This is a genomic window from Salinimicrobium sp. CAU 1759, from assembly GCF_054482715.1.
Genome location: NZ_JBTLRK010000002.1, coordinates 367,090 through 387,754, shown reverse-complemented (window position 1 = coordinate 387,754; position 20,665 = coordinate 367,090). Strand labels below are relative to the sequence as shown.

The window sequence follows — 20,665 nt, the reverse complement described above, 5'->3', positions numbered from 1 at the left end:
TAGAAGACAAAAATGCAACAAAACAAAACGATCAACTGGAAATCACTTTTCTCGCTTCATTCCATAGTATATTCAATACTGGGAGTATTTTCAGCAATGGTCGCTTTGGAAGGATTCATGCTGCCCAACCACTTCCTTGACGGTGGGGTGACAGGCATTTCCATTCTTGTGGAGGAGATCCTTCAGGTGCCTTTTACCTATCTCCTGGTAGCCTTTAACCTGCCATTCCTTTACCTGGGTTATAAAAAAATAGGAAAGACCTTTGCACTTCGTGCCCTTATCTCTATTCTCATGCTTACCATCCTCATGCATTTTATAGAGATCCCTGCAGTAACCGATGATAAAGTGCTCATTGCAGTCTTTGGGGGTTTTCTTATTGGCCTTGGAATCGGCCTTGTTATAAAAGCAGGGGGCGTATTGGATGGCATTGAGATCATGGCCCTGCATACCACCAAAAGATCGGCGTTTTCCACAGCCGAGATCATTCTTACTTTGAATGCTCTGATCTTTGTGGGTGCAGCATTTGTTTTTGACATAGAAACTGCGATGTATTCATTTTTAGTATATTTCACTGCGGCCAAGACCACAGATTATGTGATAGATGGATTTGAAGAGTTCACGGCCTTAACTATAATATCCAGTGAATGTGAACAAGTGAAGTCCCTTATTGTAAATGACTTTGGTAAAGCTATTACCGTTTATAAGGGTGAAAGAGGATATTTACCGGGAACATACAATGTAAAGCATGATTGCGATATTGTGATGACCATTGTAACCCGACTGGAAATACATAGAATAAAAGAAGCCACTACCAATATAGATCCTAAAGCCTTTTTCTTTGTTCAAAGAATAAAGGAGGTTAAAGGAGGAATTGGAAAACAAACAGCAAAAGACCCTTTTGAAGATCATGTTCACGCAAATCTACAGGAAAGTAATGTCGAATCTGGAGAATAACCTGCCTTCCTGGTTATACTACCATTCACCCGACCACACCAAATACGTTCTTGAAAAGTCAATTTTTCTCGCAGAACAGGAAGAAATTTCCGGCAGGGAACTGTTCCTGATAAAAGTTGCAGCTCTTTATCATGACCTTGGGTTCATAAAAGGCAGGGAAGACCATGAGTGCAAAAGTTGTGAAATGGCTGCAGCCGAACTTCCTGAATTTGAGATCACACCCGAAGAGATCCAAAGGATTTGCGGCATGATCATGGCGACCAAAATACCTCAACAACCAAAGAACCTTTCTGAAAGAATACTTGCAGATGCCGATCTTGAATACTTAGGAACCGATACTTTCTATGAGGTTAGTGAAAGATTATATAAAGAATTAAAACACAGCCAGCCGCAGCTTTCGCGGCAGGAATGGAACGAAATTCAGGTCAAATTCCTTTCCAACCACTCCTACCATACGACTTACTGTAAAAAGTACTGTGAAGAAATAAAGGCTGCTCATCTAGCCGAATTAAAAGCCCGGATTGCCAGTTAGTCCTTGATCCTTACAGGTTCCACCTTCCATATTTTCTCACAGTAATCCCTTATAGAACGATCTGAAGAGAATTTTCCCATTCTTGCCACATTGAGAATAGATTTCTTGGTCCATTCCCTTTTATCACTCCAAAGTTTAAAGATCTCTTCTTTCTCGGTACAATAGGAATCGAAATCCTTTAGCAGTTGATATGGATCCTGCTGCAATAGATTGTGATAAAGAGGTTTGAATAGCTCTGTATCGCCCCCGGCTAATTCTCCGGAGACCAGAAAATCAAGAACCTTCTTTAACCTGGAATTTTCCTGGTACAGCTTGTAAGGCCGGTAACCTTCTTTTTTTGATCGCTGAACTTCTTCTGTAGTTTGCCCAAACAGGTAAAAGTTATCCTCCCCTACCTCTTCAAGGATCTCCACATTTGCTCCGTCCAGGGTTCCAATCGTAAGTGCTCCGTTAAGTGCAAATTTCATATTTCCTGTACCCGATGCTTCTTTACCGGCCATAGAGATCTGTTCAGAAAGATCGGCTGCAGGGTAAACCCTTTGTGCCTGTTTAACATTAAAGTTCGGTAAAAACACCACTTTAAGAAGCTTATTTACCTCTTCATCATTATTTACCAGATCGGCCACTGCGGTTACCAGCCGTATGATAAGCTTTGCCATGAAATAACCGGGCGCAGCTTTTCCTGCAAAGATGAAGGTCGAGGGGGCGATATTTTTAGATTTCCCCTGCTTTATCCTCAAATAAAGGTCGATGATATGAAGCAATTTTAAGTGTTGTCTTTTATACTCGTGAATGCGCTTAACCTGTACGTCAAAAAGCATGTGGGGATCGACCTTTACTCCTGTATGCTCCTCCAGGTGCTGCGCCAGAAACTCTTTGTTCTGCAGTTTTACCTCCTGCCATCTCTTTTGAAATTCTTCATCTTCGGCAAATTTCTCCAAATGACTAAAACTTGTAAGATCTGTCAACCACTTTTTCCCGATCTTTTCAGAAATAAGGTCGGCCAAACCGGGATTTGCAACTGCAAGAAAACGTCTATGAGCGACCCCATTGGTCACATTGGTGAATTTATCTGGCCAGAGATCGGCAAAATCATTAAGGACCTGTGACTTGAGAAGTCGGGAGTGCAGTTCAGAAACTCCGTTGACCTTAAAGCTCCCTATAGTTGCCAGGTGAGCCATTCTTACTGAAGGCTCCCCCTGCTCATCTATTAAAGACATACGGGCGATCTGCTCTCCGCTAAATCCTCTATCCCTAAGTTCCTCAAGAAAGCGACTATTGATCTCGTAAATGATCTCCAGATGACGTGGCAGTAATCTCCCTAACAAGCTAATTGTCCATTTCTCCAGGGCTTCCGGCAGTAGGGTATGATTTGTATAGGCAAAGGTTTCCCGGGTAATATCCCAGGCAGTTTCCCATTCCATCTTATGCTCATCGACCAAAAGCCTCATGAGTTCGGCCACTGCTATAGAAGGATGGGTATCATTAAGCTGAATGACGAACTTCTTGTGGAAATCCTTCAGTTTTCTACCCTGCACTTTGTGTAGATTGATCATATCCTGCAGAGAACAGGAAACGAAAAAGAATTGCTGTTTGAGTCGCAACTCCTTACCAGAGAGGTTTTCATCGTTAGGGTAAAGTACTTTGGTGATATTCTCTGAACGCATTTTCTTCTCCACAGCACGATAGTAATCTCCCAGGTTATAAACTGAAAAATCGAAAGATTCTACAGCTTCGGCTTTCCAAAGTCGCATGATGATCCCATTGCTTTGATAACCGAGAATAGGAGTATCGTAGGCGGTTCCTTTTATTTCAGATTCGGGTAGCCATTTGACCTGGTAGTTGTCTTCCTCATCCATGCCGTGTTCTGTTCGGCCACCAAACTTTACAACGTAGGATATCTCGGGTCTCATAACTTCCCAGGGATTGCCATTGTGCAGCCACTTATCTGTAGCTTCCACCTGCCATCCCTCCCGGATTTCCTGCTTAAAGATCCCGAATTCATACCTTATTCCGTAGCCAATCGAAGGAATTCCCAGGGTTGCTAAGGAGTCCATATAACAGGACGCCAGGCGGCCCAATCCCCCATTTCCCAATCCCGGTTCAACTTCCTGTTCAAGGAGTTGGTCCAGGTCCAGGTCCAATTCATTTAAAGCCTCCCGGGTCTCCTCAATGATCTCCAGATTCAAAAGGTTGTTACCAAGGTGAGGTCCAGGAAGATATTCGGCTGAAAAATAGGCAATTCCGCGGGCATCCTTTTGCGCAAATTCTTCTGTAGAACGTACAAATTGCCTTAACGCCCTATCCCGAATGGTAAGTGCAAGCGCGGTATAAAGATCATTATTTGTTGTTACCGCCGGAACCCGGCCCAGGTGGTAAAAAAGCTTATGTAGAAAATCCTTTTTTATATCTTCTTTGGCCAGACCTACTTCACTGGCCTTGCTCCCAATAGAAGCAAAATAGCTTTCTATAGTCTTCTTATGTTCTTTCATAGTTGCTTTTTGTAAAAAGTAAGAAAAAAATGAAAAATGCTAATGCAGATGATAGTTTTATAAGATTATTTTATGACTTGTAAGTAATTAAGAGGGCTCTTCTCACTTTTAGCTCTCCAAGGACTCTATTTAACAGAATATTAAACCTTTGCCAGCGGCTAAGACAGAAGCTTATTCTAAATTTATATGGAACTAAAATAAAAGGTCATGAAAAAGTTATTTTTGACAGGTATAGGGTTACTCTTTTCCACCGCCCTTACATTTGCCCAGGCAGATATGGGTAAGCTACCTCAAAGCTCTCAGGATTTCCTGAAGAAACATTTCTCGTCTGAACAAGTGGCAAAAGTAGAGAAGAATGACAGTTGGTACAACTGGGACAAGGATGAGATGTATGAGGTCAAACTGGCAAACGGGATCAAGCTGGATTTTAATAAAGCCGGTGAGGTCACAGAAATTGACAGTAAGGAAGGGTTTACAATTCCCCTTCAGGCACTTCCGCAAGCCATTAGAGCTTATTTAGAGCAGAATAATCTGACAGACCACGTAGTAAGTTGGGAAAAAGAAGATGATGGGCACGAAGTACAATTGGCAGATGGACGCGAATTAGAATTTGATTCCTCCGGGAAGTTTTTAAAAGAAGATTAGAAAATAAGAGGGCTCAAAAATGACTTTTTTGAGCCCTCTTATTTTCTTTCCCTTTGGTTTCCCTTGGAGCTTAATCTTTTTTGAATAAAAGAACACCGGCAGATACCGGTGTTCTTTTATTTTGTTGTTAGCCATATCTACCTGGCCGAAGGAACAGAAAATATCTTAAACATGTTATGGCTCTTTGGATCGGGAATCTCTGCTATAAATGCATAGGTGCCGGGTTCGAGCCTGGTTTCAATATAACCTACGCCGGACTCATAGTTGTCATCTTCTGCGGGTAGTTCCTGCATACCTCCAAGGAAGGTTACTCCCGCCGGAACGGGGGTGAGAAGTCCTGCCGGTGATGACCAGTTCATCCAGTCATTAAGCCCTTCAACATCGGCATTCTTCTCCAGTTTGACCAGGTGAACATCATGGCCAAGGGCATGAGCGTAGGTGGTTTGGTCTCTAAAGTTGATCTTAATGATCTGTTTTCCGGGCCGTATTTTATCATCAAAGGAAATTCCGGAGGCATTGGAAATATTTACCTGCATTGTGGATTTAGGTTCATCATAACCATTTTCATCTTCTGTCACCGTAAAACCCTCGATCATTCCCATGGTAACATGGAAAACATTATTTTCATTCTTGACATAACACTCGATGGTGTAAGTTCCCGGCTCAAGATAAACTGTGCTCCTGGCCGTATGACCTTCAGAAACAATTCCGGGGCCTCCAGTGAATACCACCTCTTTGTACCACTCTACTTCGTTAAGCGCGGCGAAGGCCTCGTTCATTTTATCCCAATCCTCGGCCACTATGGCATCCATTGCATCCTGAAAAACCGGAACGATCTCTGCCTTACTATCTTCAAAGGTCTTTCCCTCGGGCATTCTTTCAATTACAAAGAAGTGTGGTGCATGACCATTATTAATATATTCAAAGGTCGTCCACCCCGATGGAATCCTGGACGGGACCTTCAGGTCCATATGATCGGTCACTACTTCCACAACATTCTGTTTAGCCTTTACACTCTTATTAACTTTTGCCTGCAGTGACAGCGTTTCTGAATCCTGTAAATTCTCCGGTTCACAGCCCACAAATATCGCCAGACTTACAATGCCGGTTAAAAGCATTGAAAAGATCCCTGCAGCAATAAAACTCCTTTTAAAATTTTGTCTGTTCATAATAATATGGTTTTAGTTAATGGTAATTCTCAAAAATTTCTCCTTCCATTCTTGATTATATCCCGTAAAATTACCGGCCATTCTTTGTTAATTCTGTTTTATGTCTTAGATTTCAATCTAAGAGTTAAGCACCCCGTAATGATCGAATTAAATATTTTAGGACCGGCCGAAATAAGGAATTCGAAAGGTGAACTGGAGCATTCCTTTCTAGCCGGCCCCAAACGTTTGGCATTACTTACTTTCCTGTTACTGGACCGGCCCCGAGGTTTCCATCGCAGGGATAGTCTGCTTCCACTTTTCTGGCCGGAGCAGGACCAAAAAAGTGCCCGTAATTCCCTGAGCAATATGCTCTATCACATTAGAAAAACCCTTGGAAAAGAAGCATTAAAGAACAGAGGTGCCGAGGAGATCATGATAGTCCCGGAATCTTTTTCTTCAGATGCGTTGAAGTTTGAAGAGGCTATACATAATCAGGATCCTGAAACTGCACTGCAGGTCTATAGAAGTGATCTTCTCAAAGGATTTTTTGTCAGCAACATTTCACCCGAGTATGATCACTGGCTGGAAAAAGAGAGAAGCAGATTTCTCTCCATAGCTACTGATGCCTGTTCCAAACTGGCCAATGATCTATTGCTAGACAATGATCATGACAGTGCCGCAAAATGGCTAAAAAAAGGAATAGAGCTCGATCCTGATTCAGAAGAATTCCGCATCAAACTCATAAAGCTGTTGCAGAATAGTGGCGACAGCAAGGCTGCACTTGAAGAGTATGAGAACTATTGTAGGTACTTAAAGACCGAATGGAATGAAGAACCCGGTCCTAGAATACGAGATCTCGTCACTAAAACTGCCGAAGAAATCAAGAACAGACCAGAAGTAATACCAGACCGAAGAACTGAAACAAAGGAGTCCAATATTTCCGGAAAGAGCATAGCTGTTTTACCTTTTGAAGATCTTAGCTCTAAAAAAATGCATTTTGCCGAAGGTATACATGGAGATATTCTTACCGCCCTTTCCAGGATCAGCGATCTGCAGGTCATTTCCAGAACCTCTGTCAGGAATTATAATAAAAAGGGTAAAACATCCTCCCGCATTGGGAGGGAACTACATGTCAACTGGCTCCTGGAAGGGGAAGTTGAGCAGGCCGGCAACAATATAAGGATCAATGTACGACTTATCCATGCATCAAATGATACGCAGGCATGGTCGCAAATGTATCAACGCGAGTTAACTGCGGGGAACATCTTTTCCATAAGAGATGAGGTTACAGATGACATTTTAGAGACCTTAAAGATTCGGCTGTCTCCCCGGGAAAAAAACCGGGAAGCACAACACCCCACCAAGAACCTTGAAGCCTACCGCCTGTACACCTCGGGCAGGAGCAGCCTTGATTTACGCACAGAAGATGGTATTTATCGCAGTCTGGACCTTTTCAAAGGCTCCATAGACCTCGACCCCAATTACGCTCTTGCCTGGGCAGGACTTGCTGACTCCCTCTCCCTTTTAAAGTATTATGGACTGCCGGCCCCTAAAAGCTCATTCACTCCCATATTTGTTGCTACTAAGGCCGTAGAGCTAAATCCTCAACTGGGAGAAGCACATTGCGCGCTGGGTATTGCTTATTCAGTCGAACAGAATGCTCCTGCTGCAAAAAAAGAATTTGATACCGCCATCGATCTCTCCCCCAGTTATGCTGAAGCTTATATATGGTTAGGCTGGATCAATCTTATGATGGGAAGAACTATGGAAGCTATTGGGGTGGGAGAAAAATCGGTGATATTGAATCCGCTTTCCCCTGCTTTCAGGATCTTTTTATCAATAATTTACCTCGCAAATGGAAACTATTCTAAAGGCCTGAAGGAAGCTCAAAGAGCCAGGGAGATCAACCCTGATTATAGCTTTACTCATTTTGTCGAAGGACTGAGTCTTTATCACCTCGGTAAATTTGAAGAGGCGTTGATCTCTTTAAAGAAAACACTGCCTCACACCCTTCCTTTAAGTACTCCTTCCAGGGCAGAAGTAAAGGCAGTGATGGCTTTTTGTTATCACGCGCATGGCAACGGGGAGTGGGGACAAAAATTAAAAGAAGAGATCCACAGCCGTATTAACCCTTTTCCTATGGCTATGCTTCAAATTCTTGATGGTGAGATCAATGCTGCTTATCATAGCCTTAAAAATGTATCGGACTGGAGTTCTTTTTCAACCGAGATCATTAGATATCTTTTCCCCAAAGAATTTGCAGACCTGCGTAAAGATGAACGCTATCCCCGTTTAATTGCAAAAGTTAATTCTGCCTGGGGACTTAGCGGCAGGACCGCAGAGGAAACAGATTTTACTTTTGACAAGCCATGAAGAAGTTTTGAATAAAGCTTCAAAAATGACATTTTTGACACCTCTTCCCATCAGGCCTCTGTAGGCATGAACAAACGCTTTTCCTTGATCATTTCGGTGGTTCTTGGAGGAAGCATGTCTTCCCAGCCGCTCTTGCCTTCAGAGATCATTTTGTGCACCTCACGGGAGTAGATGTCCAGGATCTCGGGATCGTAATTGGTGATATCCACTACCCTACCATTGTCCTTAAAGAATTTGAAAAGTTCCTTCATGCGGGGATGTACCTTAAGATTATCGCTGGTAATGATCTCTCCTGTATCGGGATCTTTTAGCGGATGCAGATAGACCTTTAGATCTCTGAAGAAAAGTTTTCCGAATGCTTCCAGTATACCACCACTAAGATGGCGGTAGTACTTTTCATCGAACAAAGCGATAAAGGTGTTGACTCCCATAGTCAATCCCATTCTCTCTGCAGTGAATTGGGAAAAGTACTCAACCAGCTTATAATACTCCTGAAAATTCGAGATCATCACCATTTGTCCCAGAGAACCCAAAAGATCTGCCCTATCAAGAAAATCTTTTTCGTCAATATCTCCTTCAGATTTTAGGTTCGATAAGGTGATCTCAAAAATGACTCTGGTCTCTTCCTTCTTTACCTTTCTCTCTTTTAGAAAAAGATCAAGAGACTGTTCATACATGTTCATGTTCACCTTAGTAACCGGCCGGTAGCTTCCCCGTAGTGTGAGAATGTTCTTCTTATACAGCTCATTGGCAGGTAAAACGTTATTGCCTGAAGAAGCGAACATCACCGCCTGAGTCATTCCATTTTTCACTAGTTGAAGGCTCATCAAGCGGTTGTCAACATCTTTAAAGACAGGCCCGGTAAAATTGATCATATCTATCTCCACCTGGTCGCTGTTGAGATGATCATAGAGATGCTGCAGGAGAACTTTGGCATCATCATACTGGTAGAAGGCCCCGTAAATTAAATTAGTACCCATGGTGCCCAGCGTAATTTGCTGAAGGCCTGCATTATTCTCGTGAAACTGAACATGAATAATAATCTCGTTAAATTCCTCCTTAGGGTTTGTCTGGAATCTTATACCCAGCCAACCATGACCCTTGTATTTCTTGGCGAAGTCAATAGTGGTAACCGTATTGGCGTAACTAAAAAAGAGCTTATCCGGATGTTTTTCCCTGGAGATACGTGCCTCCAGGAGTCTGGTCTCGTATTCCAGCATGCTTTTAAGGCGGGCTTCGGTTACATAACGGGCATCCTTTTCAATTCCATAGATAGCATCACTAAAATCCTTGTCGTAGGCGCTCATAGTCTTTGCTATAGTTCCTGAAGCGCCCCCGGCACGAAAAAAGTTACGCACCGTTTCCTGTCCTGCTCCAATCTCGGCAAAGGTGCCGTAGATGTGCTCGTTTAGATTAACCCTAAGAGCCTTACTTTTCAAGGAAGGCACAGGATCAAATTCTATGTCGTCTCTATCTCTGAATTTCATAAGTTCAAATTTAGTTACGACTTGAATTTAAGAATTAAATTCGGTCTGTAGCAACTTTCCAGGTGGGATCTTCAAGGATGTTGACCTCGATGATCTCATCGGCATTTTTAAGAAGTTGTCTGCAATCGCGGCTAAGGTGCCTAAGATGTAGTTTTTTACCCTGCTTCAGGTAACGGTCGGTTAGCCTGTTAACGGCTTCAATTCCCGACATGTCGACGATTCGGCTCTCAGAGAAATCAATGATCACTTCATCCGGATCTCCTGTAACATCGAACTTTTCATTAAAAGCAGCTACACTTCCGAAGAAAAGGGGCCCGTAGATCTCATAATGCTTTACTCCTTTATCATCAACATACTTGCGAGCTCTAATTCTTTTAGCATTATCCCAGGCAAAAACAAGAGCCGAAATGATCACTCCCACGAGAACTGCAAGTGCAAGATTGTGAAGTACAACCGTAACGAAGGTCACAAGAACCATCACCAATACATCGCTTTTTGGCATTCTTCGGAAAGTTCTCAAACTTGCCCACTCAAATGTGCCTATGGAAACCATGATCATTACTCCTGTTAAAGCAGCCATGGGCAATAATTCTATGATATTTGCTGCGAACATCACGAAGACCAGCAACATTACAGCAGCAACAATTCCTGATAGTCTCGCTCTTGCTCCTGAAGAAACGTTGATCAAACTCTGCCCGATCATGGCACAGCCTCCCATTCCTGAAAAGAAACCTGAAAGTATATTTGCAGTTCCCTGCGCCACACACTCCTTATTACTCCTTCCACGGGTCTCGGTAAGTTCATCTACGATATTCAAGGTTAGTAAGCTTTCAATTAGTCCTACTCCTGCCATGATTGCTGCAAAAGGGAAAATTAAAGCAAGAGTTTCCCAGGTGAAGGGCACCATTGGGATATGAAAAGGAGGAAAACCTCCTTCAATGGAGGCAATGTCTCCTACGGTCTTAGTATCTATTCCAAAGAAAGCAACCAGCCCGAAAACAACTAAAATTGCTGCAAGGGAGGAAGGAAAAACTTTGGTTAGCTTAGGCAGTCCCCAAATGATGAGCATGGTGAGTAAGACCAGACCCAGCAGGATGTAAAGATTTTGGCCTGTCATCCATACCAGCTCGCCGGCTTCATTAAGGGTTTTAAACTGATCCAGCTGAGACATGAATATTATAATGGCGAGACCGTTCACAAAACCAAAGATTACTGAATGGGGCACCAGTCTAATCAATTTTCCCAAACGTAGCACTCCAGCTAACAATTCAAGAACTCCTGCGAGAACCACAGTGGCAAATACATATTCAGGTCCATGAGAAATTGCCAGTGCTGCAATAACCACTGCCACTGCACCGGTGGCTCCCGAGATCATTCCCGGACGGCCTCCAAGGATAGAGGTCACAAGGCCCATTACAAAAGCAGCATAAAGACCTGTTAAAGGTGAAAGCCCGGCGATCATTGCAAAAGCAACCGCCTCTGGAATTAATGCAAGCGCTACCGTAAGCCCTGCCAGCACTTCATTTTTATAATCTACTTTTTGTGAAAAATCGAACAGGTTGAAGATCTTTTTCATCTAAAATGGTATTGAAATAAATTTAATTTATAGAAAGACACTCCCTATCATAAAAGGGAGGAAAATGAGAAAGAGAATTATCTCAGGGCGGAGTAACCGGCGAAACGGATATTTTGTTAGTGCTCGTCATAAAGCCGGCAAAAATAGACATTTATTCCGGAAACGAGCAAAAGAAAAAAGGAACTTCTACACTCAAACGTAATAGTGCTCTTCAACTGTAAAGCCCGAGCACCTCAAATGTATTACTGTGGTAAGGACAAAATTAAAAACTCCGTTGCGTCAGGAATCCTTCCAGTTTAAAGCAAAATAAAAAATTTGGCAGCATTTTCCCCTGTTGTATAATGCCTTTCCTGTAAAGGAGCAAAGGGAGCTTGTTGTAATGAATGAATAAATCATTTTCGAAGAAAATAATGGAGCTCCATAAGGCAAAAATTCAAGGACAATAAAAGATAGCTATTTTTGCCTTTTTTGAGTCATATGCATGGGTATGGATCCTGTAAAAAATCTTTCAGGCAAGCTTATCCTGAATATTGCCCAGTGATCACAAATTCGTCCCTCTCTCTTATAAGCTCTGCCCCTCGCCTTACAGGCACCCCTCCGAAGGAGGGGATACTTAAAAGAGAATTCTTCTCAATTATAGGTGTTTTTATAAAATTTATTTTGAAGTTTCATTTATAAAGACAACTATTTTTATTTCTAATTTTCTGACCCTGCCCCCCTATTACAAAAGAAGGTGCTGACGACTGAAAACTGACCACTGCTTACTAACCTTAAGCCACTCTTACCTCAGCGGGGTTGAAGGCGTAAAGCAGTTTATAATACTCATCCACAGATTTTTTCCAGGTAAAGCGCATCCTCCTGGCATTTACCTGTATCTGCTTCCAGGTTGTTTTTTCGTGCTGGAAAAGGTATAAGGCCTCTTTAAAACTCTCTACCATATTGTATACTTTTTCATCATAGGTCTTGCCGTCAAAGGCAAACCCCGTATGCACGTGCTGCACTGTATCTTTGAGTCCGCCGGTGTGGTGGACCAAACACGGCTGACCGTTACGCATTGCCAGCATTTGACTGATACCGCAAGGTTCAAAGAGACTTGGCATAAAATATAGATCGGTATCCCTGTAAATAGAATTTACTACCGCTTCACACTGGGTATTGATAAAAATGAAGTTCTCTCTTTTATAACTTAGACCCTTCAACAGGTCCTCATAATCGTGAGCTCCGGTTCCCAGAAGGACGTAAACTCCCCCTACTTCCTCAAGTTGATCGAGGATTTGCAGCAAGGCTTCAGGTGAACGTTTAAAGAAATAGAACTTTTGCTCTGTTAGCCGTGCCACACTGGCGCAAATGAACTTTGGACGCTTCTTTAAAAAAGGAACTATTTTCTCGCCTGTGTGAGCAAGAAATTCAGCTTTACTTCTGTGAGTTTCTCTTTGGAGCTGCTGAAAAATTGTAGTGGCAATATTCTGGAAAAGCTTTCCTTTTTTAACGGGTACCTTCTCGTAATCTGAGCCGTTGAGAATTCCGTGGAAACGGCCTTCTTTATCAGCTTGTCTAAGATCTTCTTCCAGGCCTTCCCCACCTATGAATTCTGGTGCTTCACTGGGCAGCAAGACATCCTGTTTATAGGAAGGAGAAACAGTATGTACAGAATCGGCAAACCTGATTCCCATAGCCATAAGGTTAAAGCAGTTATGGTAACGGGGGTCTTGAAGAGCTTCCCTGTTCAAGTCTATATTAGGAAACCAGGTAGCTAAAGAAGAATAGCTGTGCTCAAAAGGACGTATCCCCTGGAGAGCAAGATTGTGGATACAATAGACAAATTTCACCTTCTTTAGTTTTGTATAAGCAGGGTGGAAATTCTTCAGGAACAACAACATGCTGGAGTGCCAGTCATGAAGATGTATAATATCCAGCTTTCCAAAATGCCCCTGTTTTACAGCTTCGGCCACTGCAGTACAGAAAATGGTGTACTTGATCACGTCGGTGAAAAAGGGCTCATAGGGATCATGATGGTAAACTCCGCCGATGCTGCCTGCCTCGATCTCGGGATGATGAATTACATAATGAGTAATATTTTCGTGATGTTCTTTTGGTGCAACCTCATAGAGTTGAGCCGAATAAACCTCGCCCCTTAGCTCAAAATCTAAAGTTGCCTTTAATCTCCCCATTTTGTGCAGGCGGGAATAAGAAGGAACGATCACGTGCACCCGGTCACCCCTATCGGAAATCTGACGGGGAACATCCCTGATCACATCACCTACCCCACCAACTTTGCAGTTAGAAATTGCATCATTTTCTGAAGCGACAAAAAGAAAATTGTTCATAGTTTTATCCTAAAAATTACCATCACGTTCACAGGACGAAAATACTTTTTAAAGCCATAACTGCCAGCATATCAAAAGGTTAAATTAGTATTAAATAAAAGTTACTTCAAACGTTTTAGTTCACCTTTTTTCCTGAAATGGATCAAAAGGCAAAAAAAAAAGCGTCATTTTTTCTTCTGGAACAGAATTTATGGAAGATAAAATCTTAGGGCCTCAAAAGCCCTGAGTTAAACGCCAATGATAAGGGGTCCCCACCGGTTGTAAAAACCCGTACTCTCGCTGCATGTCAGCTGCGCTTATTAGATTAAAATTCAAAATCAGTATTTTTACAAAAAGTATTTTCCATGAAAGAATTTTACAGGCACTCGGCAAAAGACCTGCAGGGTAAGGAAAAAAGTATGGAGGAATTCCAAAATAAGGTCGTGCTGGTTGTCAACACAGCTTCTGAATGTGGATTTACTCCGCAGTTAGAAGGACTTGAGGAACTCTACAAAAAATACAAGGAAGAAGGATTTGTTGTCCTTGGATTCCCCTGCAACCAATTCGGAAAGCAGGAGCCGGGAGATGAAAAATCCATTGCCGAGGGGTGTGTGGTGAACTACGGAGTTACTTTCCCTATGTTCTCCAAAGTGGAGGTCAACGGCAAAGAAGCTCACCCCCTGTTTAAATACTTGAAAAAAGAGCTGGGCGGCTTATTGGGCAGCAAGGTAAAATGGAATTTCACCAAATTTCTTATCGACCGGGAAGGTAAACCTGTGAAGCGATTTGCACCTATCACAAAGCCGGAAAATTTAGAGAAGGAAATCAAAATGCTGCTTTAGCTTTTTAACAAAGCCTATTAAAAAGCCAGGAAAACGTCATCCTGAATTTTTTCAGGATCTTCACCAAAAAATCAACATCAATAAGAAGCTGAAGCAAGTGTTCAGCTTGACGGAATATTACTATTTTGAAACCTCTCCTGGTGTTGTGATTGAGGTCATAAAACAGGATTTGATTATCCTCTTTATTTGCTGAAAATTTTGTGCTATGACAGAAACTTCAGCCTTACCAAAAGGACATCCGGTTAGTATCTATTCTGAAGAAAAGGAATTGATCCAAAGCCTGGGAAAGGAACTACTTGAGACCGACCCAGGAACTGAAGATCAGAAATTCTACAATATCTTCAATCAACTTCAGCAAATCGAGAGGAGATTCGAGCGAAAGGAGAATCAGCTGTTTCCGGTACTGGAGCAAAAAGGCTGGACCGGGCCGTCAAAAAATATGTGGTCATTTCACGACACCATCCGGGAACAGTTCCGGTTATTGAGAAAGAAGATTGAAGACAAAAAATCTTCTGAAGCAACACGGGATGCGCAGTACCTGGTAAGCAGCATATTCAGACTTCTTTTGGTGGAAGATAATGTGCTCTTCCCAAATTCAATGGAGCTCCTTAGTGAAAATGACTGGATGCAGGTTAGAAAGGGCGAAGAGGAGATTGGCTGGATGTTGGCAGACAAGCCGGAAGGGTATCCCGTGTCAATGGAAGAGGACTATATTCATCCTTTAATAGACCACACTAAAAGAGAACATGCATTTGATACAGAAAAAGCATCCCACTATAATGAAGGATATATGACGGTCGAGCAGGTAAATCTTCTTTTGCGAACCATGCCGCTTGATCTCACTTATGTAGATGAGAACGATAAGGTGATCTTTTACAACCGTGGGGATGAGCGAGTGTTTCCCCGAAGTGCGGGGATCATAGGAAGAGAAGTTAAATTTTGCCACCCTCCAAAGAGCGTGGGAATGGTGCTAAAGATCCTGGAGGAGTTTAGAAAAGGCACCAAAAATGAAGCTTCCTTCTGGTTCGATTTCAAGGGCAGACTTATTTACATCAGGTATTTTGCTGTAAGGGATGAAAGGGAAAATTACCGCGGAGTAATTGAAATGTCACAGGACATTACTGATATTAAAGGGATAGAAGGAGAAAAAAGATTACTTGACTGGAATTAATTTTTTTAGAACTGCAACAAATTATGGGAAGCCGTAATTAATTTCTGCTTTTTTACATTACTTTTATTGGCCTAATGCAAAAAAGATGGAATATTTCATTTCAGGTATTGCAGGAATTGCCATTCTCTTTTTGATCATATTATTGATTCAAAACCGAAGGCAGAGTTACAGGTTAAAAAGGAACCTCAAGGATATTAAAAATATCCGGACGAGTTCCCAGGACTACCTCGACTTCTTCAACTAAGATTCCTCCCCCTACACCTTTTCTTTTCCCGGCCTGCACAAGCTAAACTGTGCAAATCCCGGTGGTTCTCAACAACCGGCCCTAATCTCTATTATCTTTTTTCTGCTAATGCTTATTTCCTATCTTTAAGCTGCAGTAATCTCTAAATTCATTATTCATGAAAATTCTTACCAGCCTTTTCGCGTTTTGTATTCCCGCAATACTTTTTGCTCAAACAGATGTTTTACCTGCCGAAATTCAGATCAAAACAGCCAGTCTCGCAGCACCCGAAGAGCTTCGGGAAGGAGTAATGGTCTATGGTTTCAATGAAAAAGGAGAAATGGTTGTCCTGAAAAAAGGAACTAATCACCTCGTTTGTTTGGCCGACGATCCCAATAAAGAAGGAATCAGCGTTACCTGTTAGTCTAAAAAGCTGGAACCATTTATGTCAAGGGGACGCGAACTTTCTGCGGAAGGAAAAGGAGAAATGGAAAAGCGGGAAATGAGAAAAACAGAAGCCGAAGCCGGAAAATTATCCTTAACTGATTCTCCCGGAATGACTACCATTCTTAGCGGAAGTGAAGAAAATTATAACAAGGAAACCGGGGAGTTGAAGGACGGTCATTTTAGATATGTCATCTACATACCCTACGCTACTGCAGAATCAACAGGACTGCCCGAAAAACCTTTTGCTCCGGGAATGCCCTGGATTATGGATCCTGGAACTCACCGGGCCCACATTATGATCACGCCGCCGAAGAATTAGTTGGCAGTCTGTTTGGCTGGTTGTTCGGAGTTCGCAGATTCAGGATATTGTTGCGGGGATATGATTGCATTATTAATTCTTCATGTTTGAATTTCTAAAGACCCTGAAAAAATGTTAGAAGTTGACATCAGTAATGTTATTTTTGCACTCAAATAAGTCCCGATGAAAAAATTCCTTTACCTAGTAATTAGCTGCTCGCTTGTCATCACCTCCTGTAAAAATGACGCTGGTGAAGATCAATTGTCTGAAAAGAAAATGATAGAAGCATCACCTGAAGCTTCCACATCCAAAGGAAACGGAGAACCCTGGACAGAACAGCAACTTTTGGAGCCAAGGGACCTTGTGCAACTAATAGATGATCCTAATGACAGCCTTGTCATCTTTAGTCTGGGTGCAGGTGGAATTATACCCGGTTCAAAGGACACAGGACCTTCAGGGGAAGAACAGGCTCTAAAGAACCTTAAAAAAGAACTTGAAGCCCTTCCCAGGAATACAGACATCGTTATCTATTGTGGATGCTGTCCCTTTAATATCTGTCCAAATGTTCGACCTGCTTTTAGTTTGCTCAATGACATGGCCTTTACTAATCACCGACTCCTTAATCTGCGGGAGAACATCAAGGTTGACTGGATAGATCGAGGTTATCCTACTGCGGAATAACTTATCAAGTTCCTGAAGATATTAAAGCTACTTATTTTAAAGGATCATAGCCCCAGTTCATAAGGCTGTACCGCCATGGTGAATCTTTGACCCCACTATCCGGCTTTTGCGCCTTGTGCCGGCTAATATATCCCTTTACCTTTTGCATATGTTCATAATCGGCTTCAGTAAGGTCTGCTTTCTTTTTTCTCTTGATCTCGATGATCTTTTTAGCACTCTTTCTACCAATAGATTCCCCGTCTCCACTGTCCTGGCCTACTTCTTTTGACTCCTCTGTTTTAAGCCAGTCTTCCAGTTCTCCCGGACTCAGGTTCACGAGATCATTAAATTCTTTATAAACTTCATCTTTATTCTCTACCATAAATTTTAACAGTTAAAATCTTATTCATTCAATTCCGCCAGCAAATCATCTAGATGTAAGGCTTTACTATACATTCCAAGGGATCCATCTCTGTTTCTCGGCCATCTATCTGGTGGTCGGTCATAGTACAACTCCACTCCATTGCCATCGGGATCATTGAGATATAGCGCTTCAGATACTCCATGATCTGCGGCACCGGTAAGTGGATATTCCGCATCGATTAAACGTTGCAGCACTTCTGCCAACTCTTTCCTGCTCTTGTACAAAATAGCTGTATGATAAAGTCCTACTCCAGCTTTTGAAGCCGGGGGTGCGTCCTTGCTATGCCATGTGTTAAGACCAATATGGTGATGATAACCCCCGGCCGATAAAAATGCAGCCGAGTCATTCATCATCTGCGTCACCTGAAAACCCAGGATTCCATTATAGAACAAGAGGGCCTTCTCAAGATCGGCCACCTTGAGATGCACATGTCCTATCCTCGTAGTTTCGGGGGTTTTGTAATTTCCATTATCTGGCATCCTTCTACATTTTTATCGGCCTTGCCGAAATTTCTCCTGCTATTCCTCGTGGTGCTCGTAATATTACATCTGTGTTTTATATCTACCTGATTTTCACCAAGATATGAAAGCTTATAGAAAAGCTCTTTTAAAGGAATCATAAAAACAGAGGTTTCAAAAAGGGGAAATTGCTGTTGTTATTTCGAATATGGATAACAGATTCCCTCTTACTTCACCGGCTTCCAAAAAGGGCAAATTCAGTTGCTGTTTGAAGGATGGAAAACCTTGCCGCTAAAATAATAATGTTCGTTCCTTAACTATGTGCCCATACCACTATAGCCACTGCGCTCCCGGGAAATTTTTTAGCCTGCCGGTGAAAAAGTATAGGAGTTGCTCTCACAATCAACACCTGAAAAAGAATTAGAGAGAACTCTTAACACTTCTTAAGCACAGATTAACAATAGCTTAACCACAGGACCTTTCCTTTTTATTGGCAGAATCTACTTTTCTTTGGAAATTGTGATAAAATCGAACTATGATCTCCATTCATTTAGAACACAACATAGTTTACACAGTAGCAGAAGGAAAATTAACCAATGAAGACTATGACCGGCTGATTCCTTTACTGGAAGAAAAAATTGAAAGCTTCGGGGTCATAAGGTGGTATTTTGAAATGCAGGAATTTGAAGGTTGGAGCCTTAGTGCCATGTGGCAGGATCTAAAATTTGATTTCAGGAACAAGGAGAAGCTGGAAAGAATAGCTATGGTAGGTGACAAAAAATGGGAAAAGGAATTAACCCGGCTAATGAAACCCTTCACAGGTGCCAGTAAAAAATATTACGATTTAACCCAAAAAGACGAGGCTAAAAATTGGATCAGGAAAATAGCAAATTAACAACCGGTGACTCCTATAACGTCTGGGCCGCATCATATGACAGTATGAGGAACAGGACCCGTGATCTGGAGGGGGAAGTGCTGCGAAAGACTTTCCTAAATCCTCATTATGGAAACATCCTGGAGCTGGGCTGCGGCACCGGGAAAAACACCGGCTGGCTCTCAGAAAAAGCCGATTTTGTGACGGCTATTGACCTTTCCCCTAAAATGATAGGGAAAGCAAAAGAAAAAATTAAGGCCGAAAATGTTCATTTTAAAGAGGCTGACATCACCATAGATTGGCCTGTTAATCCCGGTTGGGCCAACCTAATAACTTGCAGTTTGGTACTTGAACATGTGGAAGATCTCGACTTCATCTTTGCCGAAGCCGGAAGAGCTTTAAAACGCAATGGAAAATTCTATATCTGTGAGTTACATCCCGGCAGGCAATATTCAGGCAGCAGGGCAAATTTTGAGACCAGCGAGGGCATACACACTCCTCCAGCCTTTACACATCATCTTTCAGATTTTCTCAATGCCGCTAAGGCGAACAAGTTCAAGCTTCTTGATCTCAATGAGCACTTTGATGAAGATGATAGAAAAAATATTCCGAGATTATTGTCCCTTGTTTTTGAAAGCAGGATCTAGAATTGAAGAGAACTCGAGATCAAAGATCTTTTCAAAGAATCGAAAGGTGTCTTTGGCTTTCTGGATAGCCTCGACTTCTTCAGATTGACTGAATGGGTAATGTTCCAATTGCTCTTTAAAGTTTCGCCACTCCTTCAGGTTCTCCTTATCACCATTAAAAAAGTTCTGCGCCGGGAGACCTTCCAAAGCAGGACAATTCTTTAGCTTTTTTGCAAGGACCATTCCTCCTAAGGCAGATCCTTCTACAACATAAGCAGCCCCTAAAGCCTCAGCAGGAGAATTACATTGAAAATCAACATTTTTGGGAGGTATAGCAGTGGTCATTTCCAGGTTCTCAAGATCTCGCCTTAACTGTAAATGTTTACTGCCGGTGTAGTTCGGTAAAAACCTGTGAATTTCAGTTTCTGTGTGTTTATAGGCAATGTAATTCTGGAGTAGGAGAAGCTTATATGTTTCCAGATCTATACTGCCATCCATAATTTGTCTTGCCAGGTTCTTTTCCTCGATCTGGTCATGAAGTTCCTGTGTTTCTGCCTTAAGCTTTGCTGTCATCATCATTCTTCAACAAATTATTTTCTCTAATTTTTCCCTTGATCTTAGTGATATTTTCCTTCTGCTCCTTACTATCGGCCTTTAGCTTATCGAGGTAATCATAGATCTGGTTGATCGCGATCTTATTTTGTCTTAGCCGTTCCCGCACTTCCTGTTTTTCACTCATTTTAAAAACGATCTTATTGAGCAAGGGCTTTAGTTTCTCTTCCAGATGGCTCATATCTTTCTTTAAAATGTAACCCGAAGCACCGGCAAGTATGGTGTTAGCTGCCAGCTCTTCATCATCAACCGTTCCTGTGAGAAAGATGAATGGCAGGTTGGGAGATCTCTCCTGTACCAGCTGCATCACCTCCAGCCCTGTACAGGTGGGAAGATTATAATCTGAAATTACTACATCGGGTATAAAATTTATAAGCTTGTCCCTGCAGGAAGAAAGATCCTCGACTACCTCTATAATGGGGTTGGCTATAAGTTTTTGAAGATTGCGCCTTGTAATTAAAACGTCAGCCTCATTGTCTTCGACCAGCAAAATTCTCAATGGCGTCTTGATCATAAA

Annotated in this window: 21 protein-coding genes; 12 read left to right on the top strand and 9 right to left on the bottom strand. The window is 42.2% G+C overall.

Annotation, left to right across the window (positions count from 1 at the left end):
- The first annotated feature begins 12 nt into the window (after window positions 1–12).
- A complete protein-coding gene (locus tag ACXYMT_RS12825; protein ID WP_459059499.1) occupies window positions 13–954 on the top strand; it encodes a YitT family protein in 942 nt (313 codons plus the stop codon).
- Window positions 935–1,486: an HD domain-containing protein gene (locus tag ACXYMT_RS12820; RefSeq protein WP_459059498.1), complete on the top strand. Its 552-nt coding sequence runs from the start codon at window positions 935–937 to the stop codon at window positions 1,484–1,486. Before ACXYMT_RS12825 ends, ACXYMT_RS12820 begins: the two co-directional genes overlap by 20 nt.
- Here the strand turns inward: ACXYMT_RS12820 and ACXYMT_RS12815 are convergent.
- Complete coding sequence (locus tag ACXYMT_RS12815; protein ID WP_459059497.1) at window positions 1,483–3,978, bottom strand: glycogen/starch/alpha-glucan phosphorylase; 2,496 nt, start codon at window positions 3,976–3,978, stop codon at window positions 1,483–1,485. The genes ACXYMT_RS12820 and ACXYMT_RS12815 overlap by 4 nt on opposite strands.
- A gap of 207 nt (window positions 3,979–4,185) precedes the next feature.
- On the opposite strand from ACXYMT_RS12815, the gene ACXYMT_RS12810 reads away from it, so the two are divergent.
- Complete coding sequence (locus ACXYMT_RS12810) at window positions 4,186–4,623, top strand: PepSY-like domain-containing protein (protein WP_459059496.1); 438 nt, start codon at window positions 4,186–4,188, stop codon at window positions 4,621–4,623.
- Between the two features lie 137 nt (window positions 4,624–4,760).
- Here the strand turns inward: ACXYMT_RS12810 and ACXYMT_RS12805 are convergent, their stop codons facing one another.
- Window positions 4,761–5,792 carry a hypothetical protein gene (locus ACXYMT_RS12805; RefSeq protein WP_459059495.1) on the bottom strand — a complete coding sequence of 344 codons (1,032 nt, stop codon included), beginning with the start codon at window positions 5,790–5,792 and terminating at the stop codon, window positions 4,761–4,763.
- Window positions 5,793–5,930: 138 nt separating this feature from the next.
- Here ACXYMT_RS12805 and ACXYMT_RS12800 point away from each other — a divergent pair, with 138 nt between their 5' ends.
- Window positions 5,931–8,144: a tetratricopeptide repeat protein gene (locus tag ACXYMT_RS12800; RefSeq protein ID WP_459059494.1), complete on the top strand. Its 2,214-nt coding sequence runs from the start codon at window positions 5,931–5,933 to the stop codon at window positions 8,142–8,144.
- 50 nt (window positions 8,145–8,194) lie between these two features.
- Here ACXYMT_RS12800 and ACXYMT_RS12795 read toward each other — a convergent pair whose 3' ends face one another.
- The 3 genes from ACXYMT_RS12795 to ACXYMT_RS12785 form a co-directional block, all read right to left on the bottom strand.
- Entirely contained in the window at window positions 8,195–9,631 is a 1,437-nt protein-coding gene (locus tag ACXYMT_RS12795) for a TonB-dependent receptor (protein ID WP_459059493.1), read from the bottom strand.
- A 34-nt stretch (window positions 9,632–9,665) separates the two neighbouring features.
- The gene (locus ACXYMT_RS12790; RefSeq protein ID WP_459059492.1) at window positions 9,666–11,207 is read right to left on the bottom strand and encodes a SulP family inorganic anion transporter; all 1,542 of its coding nucleotides are present in this window, start codon (window positions 11,205–11,207) and stop codon (window positions 9,666–9,668) included.
- A 770-nt stretch (window positions 11,208–11,977) separates the two neighbouring features.
- A complete protein-coding gene (locus tag ACXYMT_RS12785) occupies window positions 11,978–13,534 on the bottom strand; it encodes a glycogen synthase (RefSeq protein ID WP_459059491.1) in 1,557 nt (518 codons plus the stop codon).
- Window positions 13,535–13,878: 344 nt separating this feature from the next.
- Between ACXYMT_RS12785 and ACXYMT_RS12780 the strand changes: the two genes are divergently transcribed.
- The 6 genes from ACXYMT_RS12780 (at window position 13,879) to ACXYMT_RS12755 (ending at window position 17,175) form a co-directional block, all read left to right on the top strand.
- On the top strand, window positions 13,879–14,355 hold the full coding sequence (locus ACXYMT_RS12780; protein ID WP_459059490.1) for a glutathione peroxidase: 477 nt from the start codon (window positions 13,879–13,881) through the stop codon (window positions 14,353–14,355).
- 205 nt (window positions 14,356–14,560) lie between these two features.
- Window positions 14,561–15,526: a DUF438 domain-containing protein gene (locus ACXYMT_RS12775; protein WP_459059489.1), complete on the top strand. Its 966-nt coding sequence runs from the start codon at window positions 14,561–14,563 to the stop codon at window positions 15,524–15,526.
- Between the two features lie 85 nt (window positions 15,527–15,611).
- The gene (locus ACXYMT_RS12770; RefSeq protein ID WP_459059488.1) at window positions 15,612–15,770 is read left to right on the top strand and encodes a hypothetical protein; all 159 of its coding nucleotides are present in this window, start codon (window positions 15,612–15,614) and stop codon (window positions 15,768–15,770) included.
- A 157-nt stretch (window positions 15,771–15,927) separates the two neighbouring features.
- On the top strand, window positions 15,928–16,173 hold the full coding sequence (locus tag ACXYMT_RS12765) for a hypothetical protein (protein WP_459059487.1): 246 nt from the start codon (window positions 15,928–15,930) through the stop codon (window positions 16,171–16,173).
- A 21-nt stretch (window positions 16,174–16,194) separates the two neighbouring features.
- Window positions 16,195–16,515, top strand: a complete 321-nt coding sequence (locus ACXYMT_RS12760; protein ID WP_459059486.1) for a hypothetical protein — start codon at window positions 16,195–16,197, stop codon at window positions 16,513–16,515.
- A 162-nt stretch (window positions 16,516–16,677) separates the two neighbouring features.
- A complete protein-coding gene (locus ACXYMT_RS12755) occupies window positions 16,678–17,175 on the top strand; it encodes a rhodanese-like domain-containing protein (RefSeq protein ID WP_459059485.1) in 498 nt (165 codons plus the stop codon).
- 31 nt (window positions 17,176–17,206) lie between these two features.
- Here ACXYMT_RS12755 and ACXYMT_RS12750 read toward each other — a convergent pair whose 3' ends face one another.
- Together ACXYMT_RS12750 and ACXYMT_RS12745 are read right to left on the bottom strand one after the other, a co-directional pair.
- Window positions 17,207–17,536, bottom strand: coding sequence for a DUF3140 domain-containing protein (locus ACXYMT_RS12750; RefSeq protein WP_459059484.1), 330 nt, complete (start codon window positions 17,534–17,536; stop codon window positions 17,207–17,209).
- Window positions 17,537–17,556: 20 nt separating this feature from the next.
- A complete protein-coding gene (locus ACXYMT_RS12745; RefSeq protein ID WP_459059483.1) occupies window positions 17,557–18,057 on the bottom strand; it encodes a VOC family protein in 501 nt (166 codons plus the stop codon).
- A 514-nt stretch (window positions 18,058–18,571) separates the two neighbouring features.
- Between ACXYMT_RS12745 and ACXYMT_RS12740 the strand changes: the two genes are divergently transcribed.
- Both ACXYMT_RS12740 and ACXYMT_RS12735 read left to right on the top strand, forming a co-directional pair.
- Entirely contained in the window at window positions 18,572–18,931 is a 360-nt protein-coding gene (locus ACXYMT_RS12740; RefSeq protein WP_459059482.1) for a SpoIIAA family protein, read from the top strand.
- Window positions 18,907–19,557: a class I SAM-dependent DNA methyltransferase gene (locus ACXYMT_RS12735; RefSeq protein ID WP_459059481.1), complete on the top strand. Its 651-nt coding sequence runs from the start codon at window positions 18,907–18,909 to the stop codon at window positions 19,555–19,557. Before ACXYMT_RS12740 ends, ACXYMT_RS12735 begins: the two co-directional genes overlap by 25 nt.
- Here the strand turns inward: ACXYMT_RS12735 and ACXYMT_RS12730 are convergent.
- Entirely contained in the window at window positions 19,525–20,115 is a 591-nt protein-coding gene (locus ACXYMT_RS12730) for a biliverdin-producing heme oxygenase (protein WP_459059480.1), read from the bottom strand. The genes ACXYMT_RS12735 and ACXYMT_RS12730 overlap by 33 nt on opposite strands.
- On the bottom strand, window positions 20,093–20,662 hold the full coding sequence (locus ACXYMT_RS12725; protein ID WP_459059479.1) for a response regulator: 570 nt from the start codon (window positions 20,660–20,662) through the stop codon (window positions 20,093–20,095). Before ACXYMT_RS12725 ends, ACXYMT_RS12730 begins: the two co-directional genes overlap by 23 nt.
- Window positions 20,663–20,665 lie beyond the last annotated feature (3 nt).

What these genes read in the sequence shown, in the direction of transcription:
- ACXYMT_RS12805 (WP_459059495.1), bottom strand. Translation starts at nt 5,792, where the DNA reads ATGAACAGACAAAATTTTAAAAGGAGTTTTATTGCTGCAGGGATCTTT.
- ACXYMT_RS12800 (WP_459059494.1), top strand. Translation starts at nt 5,931, where the DNA reads ATGATCGAATTAAATATTTTAGGACCGGCCGAAATAAGGAATTCGAAA.
- ACXYMT_RS12770 (WP_459059488.1), top strand. Translation starts at nt 15,612, where the DNA reads ATGGAATATTTCATTTCAGGTATTGCAGGAATTGCCATTCTCTTTTTG.
- ACXYMT_RS12825 (WP_459059499.1), top strand. Translation starts at nt 13, where the DNA reads ATGCAACAAAACAAAACGATCAACTGGAAATCACTTTTCTCGCTTCAT.
- ACXYMT_RS12815 (WP_459059497.1), bottom strand. Translation starts at nt 3,978, where the DNA reads ATGAAAGAACATAAGAAGACTATAGAAAGCTATTTTGCTTCTATTGGG.
- ACXYMT_RS12795 (WP_459059493.1), bottom strand. Translation starts at nt 9,631, where the DNA reads ATGAAATTCAGAGATAGAGACGACATAGAATTTGATCCTGTGCCTTCC.
- ACXYMT_RS12810 (WP_459059496.1), top strand. Translation starts at nt 4,186, where the DNA reads ATGAAAAAGTTATTTTTGACAGGTATAGGGTTACTCTTTTCCACCGCC.
- ACXYMT_RS12745 (WP_459059483.1), bottom strand. Translation starts at nt 18,057, where the DNA reads ATGCCAGATAATGGAAATTACAAAACCCCCGAAACTACGAGGATAGGA.
- ACXYMT_RS12780 (WP_459059490.1), top strand. Translation starts at nt 13,879, where the DNA reads ATGAAAGAATTTTACAGGCACTCGGCAAAAGACCTGCAGGGTAAGGAA.
- ACXYMT_RS12755 (WP_459059485.1), top strand. Translation starts at nt 16,678, where the DNA reads ATGAAAAAATTCCTTTACCTAGTAATTAGCTGCTCGCTTGTCATCACC.
- ACXYMT_RS12765 (WP_459059487.1), top strand. Translation starts at nt 15,928, where the DNA reads ATGAAAATTCTTACCAGCCTTTTCGCGTTTTGTATTCCCGCAATACTT.
- ACXYMT_RS12730 (WP_459059480.1), bottom strand. Translation starts at nt 20,115, where the DNA reads ATGATGATGACAGCAAAGCTTAAGGCAGAAACACAGGAACTTCATGAC.
- ACXYMT_RS12740 (WP_459059482.1), top strand. Translation starts at nt 18,572, where the DNA reads ATGATCTCCATTCATTTAGAACACAACATAGTTTACACAGTAGCAGAA.
- ACXYMT_RS12775 (WP_459059489.1), top strand. Translation starts at nt 14,561, where the DNA reads ATGACAGAAACTTCAGCCTTACCAAAAGGACATCCGGTTAGTATCTAT.
- ACXYMT_RS12725 (WP_459059479.1), bottom strand. Translation starts at nt 20,662, where the DNA reads ATGATCAAGACGCCATTGAGAATTTTGCTGGTCGAAGACAATGAGGCT.
- ACXYMT_RS12820 (WP_459059498.1), top strand. Translation starts at nt 935, where the DNA reads ATGTCGAATCTGGAGAATAACCTGCCTTCCTGGTTATACTACCATTCA.
- ACXYMT_RS12760 (WP_459059486.1), top strand. Translation starts at nt 16,195, where the DNA reads ATGTCAAGGGGACGCGAACTTTCTGCGGAAGGAAAAGGAGAAATGGAA.
- ACXYMT_RS12785 (WP_459059491.1), bottom strand. Translation starts at nt 13,534, where the DNA reads ATGAACAATTTTCTTTTTGTCGCTTCAGAAAATGATGCAATTTCTAAC.
- ACXYMT_RS12750 (WP_459059484.1), bottom strand. Translation starts at nt 17,536, where the DNA reads ATGGTAGAGAATAAAGATGAAGTTTATAAAGAATTTAATGATCTCGTG.
- ACXYMT_RS12790 (WP_459059492.1), bottom strand. Translation starts at nt 11,207, where the DNA reads ATGAAAAAGATCTTCAACCTGTTCGATTTTTCACAAAAAGTAGATTAT.